Source organism: Algoriphagus litoralis (assembly GCF_003259255.1).
Classification (GTDB): Bacteria; Bacteroidota; Bacteroidia; order Cytophagales; family Cyclobacteriaceae; genus Algoriphagus; species Algoriphagus litoralis.
This window is the reverse complement of the sequence record NZ_QGOL01000015.1, coordinates 77,697-91,786: the sequence shown is the minus strand read 5'-3', so window position 1 is coordinate 91,786 and position 14,090 is coordinate 77,697. Positions and strand designations below refer to the sequence as shown.

At 43.4% G+C, this 14,090-nt stretch carries 12 protein-coding genes; 2 read left to right on the top strand and 10 right to left on the bottom strand.

Annotation, left to right across the window (positions count from 1 at the left end; all coding sequences use genetic code 11):
• Positions 1-67: 67 nt before the first annotated feature.
• Both DK188_RS17620 and DK188_RS17615 read left to right on the top strand, forming a co-directional pair.
• A complete protein-coding gene (locus DK188_RS17620) occupies positions 68-1,387 on the top strand; it encodes an MBOAT family O-acyltransferase (RefSeq protein ID WP_232825762.1) in 1,320 nt (439 codons plus the stop codon).
• 5 nt (positions 1,388-1,392) lie between these two features.
• Positions 1,393-2,292, top strand: coding sequence for a hypothetical protein (locus DK188_RS17615; RefSeq protein ID WP_111672162.1), 900 nt, complete (start codon positions 1,393-1,395; stop codon positions 2,290-2,292).
• Between the two features lie 225 nt (positions 2,293-2,517).
• On the opposite strand, the gene DK188_RS17610 is transcribed toward DK188_RS17615, so the two are convergent.
• From DK188_RS17610 to DK188_RS17565, 10 genes are all read right to left on the bottom strand, one after another.
• On the bottom strand, positions 2,518-3,486 hold the full coding sequence (locus tag DK188_RS17610; protein ID WP_111672161.1) for a glycosyltransferase: 969 nt from the start codon (positions 3,484-3,486) through the stop codon (positions 2,518-2,520).
• 184 nt (positions 3,487-3,670) lie between these two features.
• Complete coding sequence (locus DK188_RS17605) at positions 3,671-4,630, bottom strand: MraY family glycosyltransferase (RefSeq protein ID WP_111672160.1); 960 nt, start codon at positions 4,628-4,630, stop codon at positions 3,671-3,673.
• Positions 4,630-6,477 (bottom strand): asparagine synthase (glutamine-hydrolyzing), encoded by a 1,848-nt coding sequence (gene asnB, locus DK188_RS17600; protein ID WP_111672159.1) that lies wholly within the window; start codon positions 6,475-6,477, stop codon positions 4,630-4,632. Before asnB ends, DK188_RS17605 begins: the two co-directional genes overlap by 1 nt.
• 3 nt (positions 6,478-6,480) lie before the next feature.
• Positions 6,481-7,512, bottom strand: coding sequence for a glycosyltransferase (locus DK188_RS17595; protein WP_111672158.1), 1,032 nt, complete (start codon positions 7,510-7,512; stop codon positions 6,481-6,483).
• Positions 7,509-8,393 carry an NAD-dependent epimerase/dehydratase family protein gene (locus DK188_RS17590; protein ID WP_111672157.1) on the bottom strand — a complete coding sequence of 295 codons (885 nt, stop codon included), beginning with the start codon at positions 8,391-8,393 and terminating at the stop codon, positions 7,509-7,511. The genes DK188_RS17595 and DK188_RS17590 overlap by 4 nt, the downstream gene beginning before the upstream one ends.
• Positions 8,390-9,586 (bottom strand): glycosyltransferase family 4 protein, encoded by a 1,197-nt coding sequence (locus DK188_RS17585; RefSeq protein ID WP_111672156.1) that lies wholly within the window; start codon positions 9,584-9,586, stop codon positions 8,390-8,392. The genes DK188_RS17590 and DK188_RS17585 overlap by 4 nt, the downstream gene beginning before the upstream one ends.
• Positions 9,583-10,644, bottom strand: a complete 1,062-nt coding sequence (locus tag DK188_RS17580; protein ID WP_111672155.1) for a lipid II:glycine glycyltransferase FemX — start codon at positions 10,642-10,644, stop codon at positions 9,583-9,585. Before DK188_RS17580 ends, DK188_RS17585 begins: the two co-directional genes overlap by 4 nt.
• Positions 10,641-12,296 (bottom strand): hypothetical protein, encoded by a 1,656-nt coding sequence (locus DK188_RS17575; RefSeq protein WP_111672154.1) that lies wholly within the window; start codon positions 12,294-12,296, stop codon positions 10,641-10,643. Before DK188_RS17575 ends, DK188_RS17580 begins: the two co-directional genes overlap by 4 nt.
• Positions 12,293-12,757 (bottom strand): GNAT family N-acetyltransferase, encoded by a 465-nt coding sequence (locus DK188_RS17570; protein WP_111672153.1) that lies wholly within the window; start codon positions 12,755-12,757, stop codon positions 12,293-12,295. Before DK188_RS17570 ends, DK188_RS17575 begins: the two co-directional genes overlap by 4 nt.
• A complete protein-coding gene (locus tag DK188_RS17565) occupies positions 12,757-14,082 on the bottom strand; it encodes a phenylacetate--CoA ligase family protein (protein WP_111672152.1) in 1,326 nt (441 codons plus the stop codon). Before DK188_RS17565 ends, DK188_RS17570 begins: the two co-directional genes overlap by 1 nt.
• Positions 14,083-14,090 lie beyond the last annotated feature (8 nt).

The window sequence follows — 14,090 nt, the reverse complement described above, 5'->3', positions numbered from 1 at the left end:
AATACCCATATTTTTGATTTACTGGTTTCCCCTTTCCAAAAACATAAAAGGGCAAAATTTGCTGTTGTTGGTTGGAAGTTACTTTTTCTATGGATGGTGGGATTGGCGTTTTCTGTTTTTGATCGCATTCAGTTCGATTTTGGATTATTTTATTGGAAAGAACCTCGAATCTGAAACAGCAGAAAGGAAAAGGAAAATCTGGCTTTGGCTCAGCGTATTGGTTAATCTCGGATTGCTGGGCTTTTTCAAATACTTCAATTTCTTCATTACGAGCTTTTCTGAGGCTTTCACCTTTTTTGGCTATACAATCCCGGTCTACCGCTTGGACATTATTTTGCCGGTTGGGATCAGCTTTTATACGTTTCAGACGATGAGCTATACGCTGGATATCTATCGTAGAAAGATCAAAGCGAGCCATGATGTCATAAGTTTCATGGCGTTTGTGAGTTTTTTTCCTCAATTAGTGGCCGGTCCGATAGAGCGGGCGAGCCACCTCCTACCCCAATTCAACAGCGTCAGGAATTTCAATTACTCCTGGGCGATTTCGGGTGCCAAGATTTTTGTTTGGGGGATGTTTAAAAAAATCGTCATTGCGGATAATGCGGCGATTTTGGTAGAAGGAATATTTTCCAAGTATGGAGAGCAGAGCAGTTTGACACTGATCATGGGCAGCATCCTATTTTCTTTTCAGATCTATGGGGATTTCAGCGGGTATTCGGACATGGCGGTGGGACTGAGCCGTATGCTTGGGTTTGACCTCATTTCCAATTTTAAGTTCCCTTATCTCTCCAGAAACATCAGTGCATTTTGGAAGCATTGGCACATTTCACTTTCTACCTGGTTTAGGGACTATTTATACATACCACTTGGTGGCAATAGACTTGGCAAAAAAAGAGCTATGGTGAATATTTTCATCGTGTTTTTGGTCTCTGGATTTTGGCATGGTGCCAATTGGACCTTCATAGTTTGGGGGATGATCCACGGTTTGGTTTACCTTTTTTATCTAATAGCAGGAGAGAAAAAAGAGGATGACACATTGGTTTTATCATTTTCTACACTTGGGAATATCTTGGTCACCTTTAGTCTGGTTTCTCTGGCATTTATATTTTTCAGATCACCCAGTATTCATGACTCGATGGGGTATTTGTCGGGGATATTCGTAGGAAAAGGAGAATCCTCATTTTTGCTGGGCAATAGCAGGCAGATGATTATGACGATTATATCTTGCATCGGCATCCTCATTCTAATGGCCTATGAGATTGCATCCAAAAGGAAAAATTTGATAGAAGTAAAGCTATCCAAGTATGATTTGGTCTTTATCGGGCTGTGTACGCTCTTTCTGGGAGCTTTCAAAAATCACCTGGATTTTGTCTATTTTCAATTCTAAGAAAAATGAAAAAATTCCTAAGAGATGTGTCGCTTTATCTGTCGGTAATTTTACTGATCGGGATGGGTATATCTTTTGCGGCCAGTTACTTTTTATCCAAAAGTCAATTCTACAAACCCAATTTCATTGTAAATAATCTCGGAAAAAACAGCCATTATACTTACATCCTTGCTGGCTCAAGTAGAGGATTAACCACAGTCAATACCGAGGAGGTAGACCGCAATCTGAACGTTAAGGGCTTAAATATTTCCATGGATGACACTGGCCTTCCCAGTCAATTTCTGATGATCAAGCATTACTTTGAGTCGGGATATACTGCAGACTATTGTGTTTTGACTTTGGACTTGTCCCATATGGAGGGATCTAAGAATGGATTGGGAGACAATGACTACAGATTTGTATCCTATTCGGATCGGGATTATGTCTGGGAGTATTTTCGATCCAAAGAAGAAGGAATCGTCCGTCCACTTACCCTATCAAGATACTTCCCCTTGTTTGCATTCAGCTATTACAACATGGAATTGTTTTGGCCTGCTCTCTATTCGACTGTGAATCCCCAGTTTAAGAATAGATTTGATTCAAATGGAAACTATTTTTATCCCGACCAGGTACTTCCGGAGGATCAGGAAAAGGAACCTTGGAAAACAGTACCAAAGACCCTGGGAAATCCAATTCTAACTGAATTGGAAGAATACTTGAAGTCAAAAAACTGTAAACTCATTGTGTATGTAGCTCCTTACTACGGAACTACCCTTTCTATTACGGAAACTGGAACCTATCCCGTCATCAACCATTCGGGTGCACTGAAGGAAGCCAAATATTTTTTTGACATCAACCACGTAAACAACTTGGGGAGGAATGAAGCAACGGCTCTATTTACCCAATCGCTCGAGGATTATTTCTGATCAGCGCGTTTCAGAGTACCTTTTGTTGGTCATTCAAAACACCAAATACTGAAGGAAGAAATGAGTTTTAGGTTTAGCTGATTTACATAAGGCTAAGCTCCTGCCCTATCTTACAGCTCATAGAACTGAGAATAGAGGAGGAAAAAAGGACACATTCAAAAGGGGGAGTTGGGGATAGGTAAAGGATTTCCCATCTGCGGCACTGAGACGTTGGCAGTAAAAAAATTAAGGTGCCTGATTGACCTTCAATTCCTGAAGGATATACTTGATTTGGGCTGAAGGAGTACACTGCTGTTTGAAAAAATCATAGCCGCCCAGCGCTATTTTCTTGTGGTAGTCAGGATTTTCAAAAATCAGATTGATCACTTCTGCATATTCTTTGGAGTCAGTGATGTAGTGGATATGTTCTCCATGCTTGGGTGATATCGGTAGATCGATAGCAAATGGAAAAGAGATCACAAACGAGGAATTGCCCCAGTACTCTGCCAATCTCCAGCTTACAGCACCCAAAACAGCAGGATTGTTTAAAGAAAGAAGCGACTTAGCGCTTAGTTCTGAAAACCGCTTGGGAGGATATTTGACTTTGTTCAATTCCTGATCGTAGCCAAAATTGTTCCCGTCAGCTCTTGGGATGAATCCACCTTCGAATCTGATCCGCGCATCTGCCTTGCAGGCACGGATAAACTCAGCTCGGATTTGATTGGCCCAAGGCTCTTTTTTCCAGGTACTTCCTGAGAAAAACACATAGTTGTCGAAAAAATAATTTGGTTCGACTTCCTGGTATTTAGGCCTGGATTTGAGCACATAAAGCTCCCGGGCAAAGTCCTTGGGTTTTAATTTAAGCAACAAATCCAAGCCAAAAAGCTTCAGGTAAATAGGAATTATGTTGACTGGGTAGTGTGGGAAAATTGGCCGCACTTTCTCCTGATCGTATTCGCGGTGATTGAGCAATTTATTGGTAGCGAAATACACATCAGAAACTTGGTACAACTCGTCATTGACTCCTACTGGGTCGTGATTATCTATAACGCCGAGTTTGCCGTCAATTTTGAAAATCACGTAGCCTCTGTTGTTGAACTTTTCGAATTTTCTGTCAGGCCTATACTTCAAACTACCGGTTTGATACAAGCCCAAGACATAGTATGAGGAATAGAAATTGGGAATTGACAAAAGCTCGATCACGGGAAGTTTCATGTGTCTATAGTTGATTTTCAAAGGTCACATGGAATCTCGCGGGATTGATAGTCGTACCAGTATGTGATGCCCAAATCATGCTCGATTTCATCTGTTTATAATTTGATTTTTTAAGGTCAGATGGAATGCCCTAAATAACCATCACCCTGTATGATCCCGTACTTACGGGATTATGGGCATTTCATTAAATCCTAATTTTTTTTCTAAGTGGGATCTTGATGGCCAGGTAAATGAGTAAAAGTGATACCAGAACAAGCGAAGCAGTCAATGCTCCGGGTGCCTTCTGTGGGATGATAAACAAAAACAAATTTATAGCTGCCTGAGCTATGGCATAAATTATAGCCAAAGTGACGTGATTCACTTTCAATTCGTTGACGATGAGTTGATAGAGATGGGTGCGATGTGGTTGGAGCAAATTTTCTTTTCTCAATAATCGCTCCACCATCGTCACCGAAACCTCCACGCCATAGACACCCAATATCAGAATGATGGTCCAGTTTTGTTCGATCAGATACCAATTCAACAGGAAATAAATGGTCAGGTAAGCCAGAGAGATACTACCGATATCTCCGGCAAACATGAGTGCTTTTTTGCGAAGGTTAAAAAACAGAAATGCCAAAATAGAAAGAATGATATACCGGATCAGTGAATCCTCAAACACCGGCAAGTATACTTGGATAGCCAGCATGGTTCCAAAGAATACAAGAAAGTAAAGTCCAGAGATTCCATTGATCCCATCCATGAAATTAATGGCATTGATGATACCCAAACTGATAAAATACAGCACCGGTAATGCAAAAATGTTGATTTGCTCAAATACGCCCAGATCATAAAACGCCATAGAAAGGGCAAGAAATTGCACACCGAACCTCAACTTTCGTGAAAGGGTATACATGTCATCCAGCATGCTGATCGCTGATACCCAAATCAGTCCCAAAACCATCCATGTGTGCTGAAAATCGAATATCAACCACCAAAAAATCACCGCAAGAGGGAACAATATTCCTCCACCTCTGACTGTAGAGAATGTGTGGGAACTCCTGTGATTGGGCTTATCCACTATTCCAAACTTCATGGCCAATCTATGGTAGATCAGTCCGATGAGCAAGAGAACGAGGAATACGATGAGTGAAGATAAAATCATCAGTTGGCAAAAATGGTTTTGTACCAGTATGAGTTGAAGAATAGCAGTCTCATGATTGGATAATGTCTTACCGGGTCAGTTTTGAAATCAGCAACAATCTTTTTCACATCCAGATAGGCCAGCCAGGACATTTCGAAAAGCGGACAGGTATGCATGGATTCAAGATGAGCTCTGAATACCGGATTTTCTAGAAAATACTTTGCCCAAGGAATAGCCAAACCTATTTTTTCATGATTTTGAATGTAATCCGGCAGTTTTTTTCCGATAGTATTCATCGAAAGCCACTTGCCTTTGCCAGCTGTGGAGAAGTTTTCATCGGGCAAGCTAGTGATACCGGTTACCAGACGATAGTCGAGGAATGGCTCCCGGCATTCAATGGATGCTCCCATGGTAGTCCGGTCATTTTTATCATTGAGCGAGCAGAGATGGGTATGCAGTTCCAAGTATAGCAGCTGGCGTAATCTATTGTTTGGGTAGAACTTTTTGGCCTCTTCCAGTATCCCCAGCCGATATTCAGGCAGAAGATTAAGCGATTGGATTCCCATTTTTTTGAAATCCGAGAGGTAAAGTTCATTGGCATTGGATAAAAGCTGAAAGTCAGGATTATTCACAGAAAGATAGCGCTGCATCTTCTTCAATCTTTCCTGTTTCAACCATTTTTCGGGCACAAACCGCAGCAATTGCAGCATTTGGTATCGGGAAGCATTGCCAAAAACCTTATGCCTGACATAGCCTGCCATGACTTCATCAGCTCCTTCTCCAGTGAGCAGTACGGTGACTTGCTGTTTTGCTTTTTTTGACAATCCCAGCAAAACTCCATCGGTGAAATGCATCAAGGGTTCGTCATTGATGTGTATGGATTCCGTCAGCAGATCTGCCAATCCATCTCCGACAAATTCATGGCCATTGTAGTCGATTTCGTACTCTTCACTGAGTCTTTTCGCAAGGTGCGATTCATCTTTTTCAAATCCCGGAAACTTGAGATTCCAAGAACTGAGGCCTTTATAGCCTAGATGATGCTGCGCATAGAGAATGCTACTGCTATCCAAGCCCCCGCTGAGCATGGTCCCGACGGGGACATCTGAGATCATTCTCAGACGGACCGCATCCAGGAAAGTCTCTTCATACCATGCTTTAGGATCAGCTATTTTGGACTGGGCGGCAGCTTCTTCCCCGAGATGGTACCAGCGAACTGTTTTTTGGAGTTTGACTCCATCGGTCCAGACTTGGTAGTGACCGGGGAGCATTCGTTTTACGCCATGAAAGACGGTATTTTCTCCACTTACATGCCGGTAAAAAAAGAGTTCATCCAGGTTTTCGGAGGCGATTTTCTTGTCCATTCCCCAAGCAAAAAAGGCTTTGGGCTCAGAGGCAAATGCCAATCCTTCTTCAGTTTCCGACCAAAAAAGTGGCTTGACCCCATATCGATCCTTCACCAGAGTCAGCTTTCTGTTTTCTTTTTCCCAGAAAGCAAAGGCGAAAAAGCCATTGAGACGTGGCAGGACTTCCATTCCATACTCCATCAGAAGGAGGAGCAGCACTTCGGTATCGGAGGAAGTTTTGAACTGGTAACCTTTATTTTTTAGCTCGGGGTAGAATTCCTGAAAATTGAAAATTTCCCCATTGAAAAGCAGTACGAAATTCCCACAGGGAGATATAAAAGGTTGATTGGCACCGGGGCTGAGATCCAGGATGGAGAGTCTCCTATGGCCAAAAGCCAAGTCGCGGTCGAAGTATTCACCACCCGCATCCGGACCCCGATGGATCATTGAATCCCTCATCGAAACCAGTCTATGAGGGGCTGCGGGTTGATTATTTTTGTTCCAAAATCCTGCGATTCCGCACATGAATTATTTGTTGTTTAGGATCTTTTGATAGGTAAGAAAAAACTCCTGCATATTTTTCTCCAGGTCGCAGTGCCGTTCAATGAAAGCCCGATTCTGCAGGATAAAGGAAGAATAATTGCTTGGGTTTTTGAAGAAAATTTCAATTTTATCCGCAAGATCAACTGGATTACCGACCTGCACAAGCATTCCGTTATGACCATCCTGAATGAAAGCTCTGTTGGCTGGCAAATCTGTGACAATCGGGAAGCAACCCGAGGCCATCGCCTCAAAAAGTGAAGCGGAGACCCCTTCGGTCTCTGGGATTGCGAGGTAAAGTTGGGCAGATTGGAGTAGTTTGGGAAGGTCGTCATTGGGCACTCTTCCCAGCCATTGGACCTGATTATTCAATTTCAAGTCTTCAGTTTGGGCCAGAAGCCGATCTTTCTCCGCTCCGTCACCTACCATCAGGCAGGTGATTTCTATTCCTCTGTTTCTTAGGATGGCCAAAGCCTCCAGAATCTCATTGTGTCGGTAAATGTCATATAGGCTTCGGGTGACTATTGCTGTAATTGGCAAATTCCGGGAATGCGCTTGAAATTGAAACAAGCCCAGATTCAATCCTTTTGGCTTGACGAGGATCTTGGATGGTGGCGCGCCGCACTCGAGCATCGCATAGGTCATCACATAGCCCCATGCATGAATCAAATCCGCACGTGTGTAGATTGCCCGCTGGAGAATCCGCTTATACCAACCTGCAAAGCCTGTCTCGGGAAAAGCATCTGAAATACCCTGCTGTGCTACTACCCTAATCTTGGTCTTGACAAGAAGACTAAAAAAGCCATAGCTTGTCGATCGCTCCGCAAGGGTAATATCATAGGTCACCTTGTTGAAATACAAAGAGCCTAGAAAGGTAAAAGCATTGAGCAGGCGTGCAACTCTAGATCCTGTCTTTGGGAGTTCTTTAGTTTCAATTTTGATTCCCGAAGCTTTTTCTATCCCTTTGATCCAAGTCTGGGCATCAGCTCTATAGGTTTCTCCAAGGAAAAGAATTCTCATAGGATGGATTCCAGATTTTCCAAAACAGGTCTCGGAGACCAGTTGAGTTCAGTTTGGGCTTTTTTATCTGAAAAAGTCAAATGCGTTGAAAGTTTTTTCATTCGGTAAGAATTGATGGGAAAAACCGGGATGAGGTCACCGATTTTTGCCAGAACCCGAAGGGTCCAGATGGGAATGGTTTTTACTTTTTTACCCAGCAATGTAGACAGTTGGGTATCAAGTTCTGCCATCGTAGGATGATTGCCATCTGTAAGGTTATAGGTACCTGACAGGTTCTGCCAAGTCGGAAGAGCTTTGGCTATATCCTCTACCAATACCATGGATTTGCGGGCAGAGCCTTCACCCAATCTTCGATAGAAACCTCCACGAATGGCTTTTATCATCGCACCGAGATTCCCTGGGGGATTTTCGCCTACCAGCAGAGGGAGACGAAGGATCAGTACTTTGACCTGATTGGCTGTCCCCCAATTTCTGACTAAGTTTTCCGCTTCAATCTTGCTTTGGGCATAAGGCGTATCTCCCAGCAAGGGACTATTTTCTGCAATGTCCGTTCCCTCTTCCAGACCGTAGACGGCTACGGTGCTGATGAAAACAAAGATTTGAGGCATGCTTTTTATCGATTGAAGCAGATTAACAGTTCCGTTCAGATTTACCTCCCAAAACTCCTGCTTTTCCGCCTCCGATTTGGGTAGTACATGTGCTTTGCCTGCAGCATGGATGATCATGTCTGCGGGTGGAAGCTGAGGATAATCTCTACTAAGGTCGACGGAAATTTGATTTTGGGTTTGTCGCCCAAGGGTTATCACTTCGTGATTAGCTTCTAAGTTTTTCTTCAGGATTTTACCCAAAAACCCTGTACCTCCTGTGAGTAAGATTTTCACTTTGTTGCTTCTAAGATTCCGTTGAGCATTTTTTGAGCTAAGTAATCTTTATCGAAAAGCTTGGCGGCCAAGTGCTGGGCTTTCTTCCCCATTTCCTCCAGCATAGCCTGCTGATCATCCAGCTCGATGAGTTTCTCTGCCAGCTGTATCGGGTCATTGGGATCTAGTGTAAAACCGACCTGATGTTCCGCTAGGAAATCTTTCATCCAACCCTGAGTATTTTGGATGACAGGTACACCCGCAGCCAAAGATTCAAAAAACTTATTGGGTGATGAGGTATCCAATACAGGAGTGCCCCGAAGTGGAACCAGAGAAACGCTGGCATTCTGAATCAGGCCTACCAAGTCTTTTTTGGGCATCAAGCCCCAAATCAGCATGGTCTGCAAATCATTGCTTTGGATCTCTGCCTCGATCTGTTCACGTTGCTGCCCCTCTCCTACCAATAAGATTTTCAGGTCTGTTCTTCCTTTTGCCTGTAGCACTTTTGCTGCTTCCAGCAACCAGAGGGAGTTATTTACTAAACCGATATTTCCGGTATAAATGGCATATTTCTTTGGTTGAAGTAGCCCGCGGTTTTGAAAGGGAGCTTTACCTGAAAAGAGCGGGATATTGGCGGCATTGGTTACGTCAATCACTTTGGTGAGGGGAAACCGCACCTTAATATTTTGTTTCATTCCGATGGAAAGTGCCACGACCAGAGAGGAGGCTTTGTAGCATCTCGCTTCCAGCGCATAGGCAATTTTTTGAAGGAATTGGTTTTTGATCAAACCCAATTCGATCGCTCCTTCGGGCCAGAGGTCCCGGGCTTCAAAGACCAGCTTTCTACCTCGAATATATCTGGCCACCAAGCCTGGAATCCCGACTGTGATTGGTCCTGAGGATGCGATCACGACATCTGCTTTGGCAGTCAGAGCATACCAGACTGAGCAGACGGCATAAGCCAAGAATGTAAAAATCCGCTTGAGAAAAGGTTGCTTGTTATCGATTCGGACATTGATGACCGTGACCTTGACCCCTTCAAAATTCTGATTTTCGATGAATCGGGTTGCAGTCAGGTCGGATTTGGAATAGATGGAAGTGACTACCTGGACTTCATGGCCTTGCTTTACCCATTCCTGTGCGAACTCATGAACCCTAGTGCCCCATGAGCCTTTTGGCGTTGCATAATATTGGTAGAAGTAGAGGATTTTCACCGGAGTAGTTTCAGGAATTTTGCCACGGTTTTCTTATTCTTTTCCAAAAACGGATAGGCAAGTTTGAAGGAAGCATACTTCCATTTGGACAAAGGAAGCGAATAAGGGCCTGCTGAACTGACTTGTTGAGGATAAAAGCTGGACTTGAATCTCACCACGCCATCACTACCTCCTACTGAGATATTGTATTGCGAATAGCCCAGTTTGGCAGCTTCAAGTATACAGGTCCATTGGAGAAGGTGGCCTACTTTGAGATCTTTTTGAGCGCGCTCCACACCGCCCATGATGTAAGACAGCATTCTACCGCCTTTGGCAACCCAGATTGCTCCCACTATTTCTCCTTCATGCTTAGCAAGGAAAATAATGGCATTTCCCTTCATCACCGAAGCAGTAAGAGCAGGTCCTACATCCACAAAGTCCCTGATTTGATAGCCTTCTCTTTCGGCATTTTGTTCAAAACAGGTGTAGGCCAGCTTTACCTCTTCCGGAGAGTTTGCCTGGATCATTTCCACTCCGTTTTTCAATCCCGATTTGATGTTCCTTTTGGCATTTTCAGAAAAGCTCTTGAGCAACTTGGCCTCCAATTCTGAGCTTTCACAGGCTGGAATCGAGATAATATTAAAGTGAACCGGAGAATAGATTTTATTGAGGAGATCGCCTTTTTGGAAACCAGAAGAATTCAAGTTAGCGGCAAAAGGATTGGATTCGGTAAGAAAGGCGGGATTTACCTGACAGGCAAAAGCACCGATTTCAGAAGCGCGATTTACAAAGGCCTTCAAAGCCTCATCCAGCAAGTCTGCCTTTAGATGCCATGGGCCCCAGGGGCAATTGTATATTTTAAATGGGCCTGCCTTGACAATTAGATTCCCAAATCCCACCTCGATTACATTGTCCGAATTGACTCCGAGCAGTAGCTCAAAATCAAATCCATAGGGCTGGTAAGAGCTCAGCCAAGTGGAGGTCTGTGTAAACATTCCTGATTCGTGGGAAAGCTGGAGCGTGTCCCATTTATCAAGCCAATTAGGATCTTTGGTTACAATCCACTTGATTTTACTCATGCAATAGTTTTTGTAATTCCGTCAAACTGGGAGATTTTTAAGTTGTCTCCGTCTTTGACATAAGTAATTGATTCAAATTTTCGAAAGAATGCGTTCAATTCAGAAACGGTTGGATTCCAGATTTTATCCTCTTGAATTTTGTCCCCCAGTCTTTTCAGGGCTGATTTGGCTTCATCTCTAAAAACCCCAGATGGATTTTTAAACAACCTGCCTTCGTGGTTTTCCCCCGTGTAGGCAAAATAGGTATGGGCGATCATCAGGCCGGATTCTTTTTGCAACCGATCCAAGGATTCTTCCGAGAATACAATATCAAAATCCCGAACTGAAAGGGTTTGAAAAACTTGGATGGAAGTATTGACTTGATTGCAAGCCTGAAAAAACACCGGTCCAAATCGATTCACTTCAAAAATGCTTTTCCTTCTTTTTTTGATTTCGGCGAGGGTTTCCCTGCTCAAGATTTGCCGAAACATGGAAAACGCCGAAGAGGAAGCGCCTTTTAGGGACTTTAGACCTGGGTTGGAGAGCAAGCCACCCAAGCTGCCTTTCAGGTACTTGGATTTAATCAGAATATTCTCCGGCACTCCATACATGAGGAAATTCCTCAGATCCGTCTTTCTACTCCTTTTTTTACCTTTTGAGCTGAAGTACGAAGAAGATTTGGATATCGCTTCTAAGGTGTATCCTTGAGGATTGAGCTGATTTACTGTGAAGAGGTTGCCCTCACCTGCATCGATATAACTCCAAATCAGGTTGATTCCTTTAGGTACGATATGTGAATACCATTTTTCCCATTGCCCTAGTGGCTGTTTGGTGTAATTGTATGGGTGAAAACCATGGTCGATGTAGCAGTTGATCTTAGGAAGAGCCGCTGGACTTTCAAATTTCTGAAATTCTGTTTCGCTTACTTCGCCCCGATAGCTTTGACTGAGGGCGTGGTAGGCAAGTTCATGACCTTCTTCAGCCCAAAGAATCAGCTCATTTCTGGAATCTTCAGCTTCAAAGCTGGCATTCTCTGCTTTATGGGTGTAATCATAAAGAAAAAAACCTTTGGTCACTTTGATTCCCAAGTCTGAAAACAGCTTGCGCTGAACCTTGAGTAAGGAGGTGGTATCAAAGTCAGAGTGATCCGTAAAACAGACCGTAGGCAAAAAGCCTATGGGGGTTCTGGCCCATTCTTCCACACTTCCGGCAGCCGAGAGCAGGCCATTTTGAATAAGTGTCCCTTTTGGGACAAGTTGTTTTTTCAAAAATATCCGCTGATCATTTTGATCATACACCATCGTTGGACTGAGCATGGGATGATAAAAATACCAACGAAGTGAGCCTGAATCGGGCTGGTATTCCCAGCATCCGGAAGTTTGGCTGGCCACCACCGTCAAGCCCGAGCTGAGTTTGAGGATTTTTGGACTATGCGTATTGGCAATCAGGTGGTCTTTGCCTGGCTTTACCCAGGAATAATCCAAAAATCTCCAAAAAGCTATGGGATCATCAAACTCGATATCAAGAAACAACTCAGATACCCAAATGTCCTCAGTAAACTCAAACCGAAAACTACAAGAGCCCTTTTCGATTTTAATTTGAGAATCAATCTGATCTTGAAATTCTTTGGAAACTCCATCTACCAGAAAATTCGCCCGAATGGCTTTGATCATTTTCTGGTGATTGAAATTCTTTTGCGAAAATAAAACACTAAAAATCTGAAGCTGCGAAGTCTTGCCGTGAACTGAAAACCTGCCTTTTCTATGCCTTTGATAGAAGGGATATTATCCGGGGCGACTAAGATGAATACTTGCGTCGTGTGGGCATATTGCTTGGCAATTTTGCCCAAAACATACGGATAGATTCCTTTTCCGCGGTAGCGGTCATCGGTGAAACAATCTCCGATGGTGATCAGAGGCTTTTCAAAATGAAAGTTCCTCAATAACCTACTGCTGTGAAAAACCCGGCTTCGGTGAACCAGGATATCCTGATCCATGATTCTGTATTCCTGAGTTGCCTGATCATATTCAATTTTCCAATTCAAGTTTTCTTGGCTGGACGTGGCTCCATCAGGAAAAGAAAAAACCAGCATATCAATGGACTGCGAACGAAGTCTTTTTAGTTGCTTCAACATTAGATTGACGTGAACTGATTTTCGATGAGTTGGAATTTTCCTGTTTTTGCTTTTGGCAATTCTCTGACCTTTTCAAATTCAAAACGAAGTGGCTCACCAAACACGTCCTCAAACATCTCTTTTACTCGCTTTTCCATCGAATCAGATTGGCTTTTAGGGGAAATGTAAATGAGTTTGTAAAGGTCAGCATCCAATTGGATGACTTTGAATTGGTCAATTTCAGGAAATTGCTTTAATACCCTGACGACTGTCTGTACTGTGATAAACTTACCTGAGGGTGTTAGTAAAAATTCAGTCATCCTGCCGATTATTTCTCCCAAAACGGGTAATTCCAGTCCGCAATTACATTTGACTGGGTGTCCTTTTACAGCCAGGTCTCCTACCTCGTAGCGGATCAAAGGCGTAGTGAAATTATCCAAGCCTGTCAGCACCACTCTGCCTGTCTGACCAGGTTGCACTTCATGGTTTTTTTCATCCAATATTTCCACGACCACATGAGGTGTCATGATGTGGTACCGTCCTTCGCTGCATTGGGAGGCGATGAGAAAACCCTCCGATGCTCCATAGGTGTCATAGACCTTGCAGGAAAATGCAGTTTCGATGGCCTCCCTAAACTGAGGAAGTAATTTTTCTCCGAGAGAAATGACCGATTGAAACTTGACATCTCGGATATTATGTGCGAGAGCTGTCTTTGCAAATAGGTAAAGACTGGACGCGTAAGCGACAAAATGTTGCCGAGGATTGCTTCTTAACAGCTTCAATTCATTCAGGATTTGAGCTTCTGAATGGCTCATCGCGTCAATGTATCTCGTCCTGAGCAGCTTATCCTTGATGAGTTTTTCTTTGGATCGCTTCATGTTCACTCCAGTTTGGAGGAGAGAATTACCAAAGCGATAGCCTGCCCATTCCCACCAGATTATTTGGAGTGCCCGGTTATTTGATAGTTCGGTTTTTGAAAAATACACCTGTGAGGGTGGCCCAGTTGAGCCTGATGACATCACAGAGGTGATGTTTTGATCAATAGGCTTGGTAAGGATATACTCCAGATTATGCTTGAAGGATTTTTTGGAAAGGATAGGATAAGACTTGAGCCAAATGTAGGGATCCCTACTTTCGGGGATGTGCTGAAGCTCGTAAAAGGGTGAATTTTTAGTAGCGTGATTCAGAAGATCTTTGAGTTTTTGCCTTTGGAGATCTTCAAGTTGAGATGCACTTCTAGACAAAGTACTCCTCCAGGACTTCAGGCTAGTCATGAACGTAGCACCGAGCATCCTATCCCCTAGGGGCAAGAGGAAGTTTTCAAGGATAGAAGTAAAAAGGTTCATTCGATACT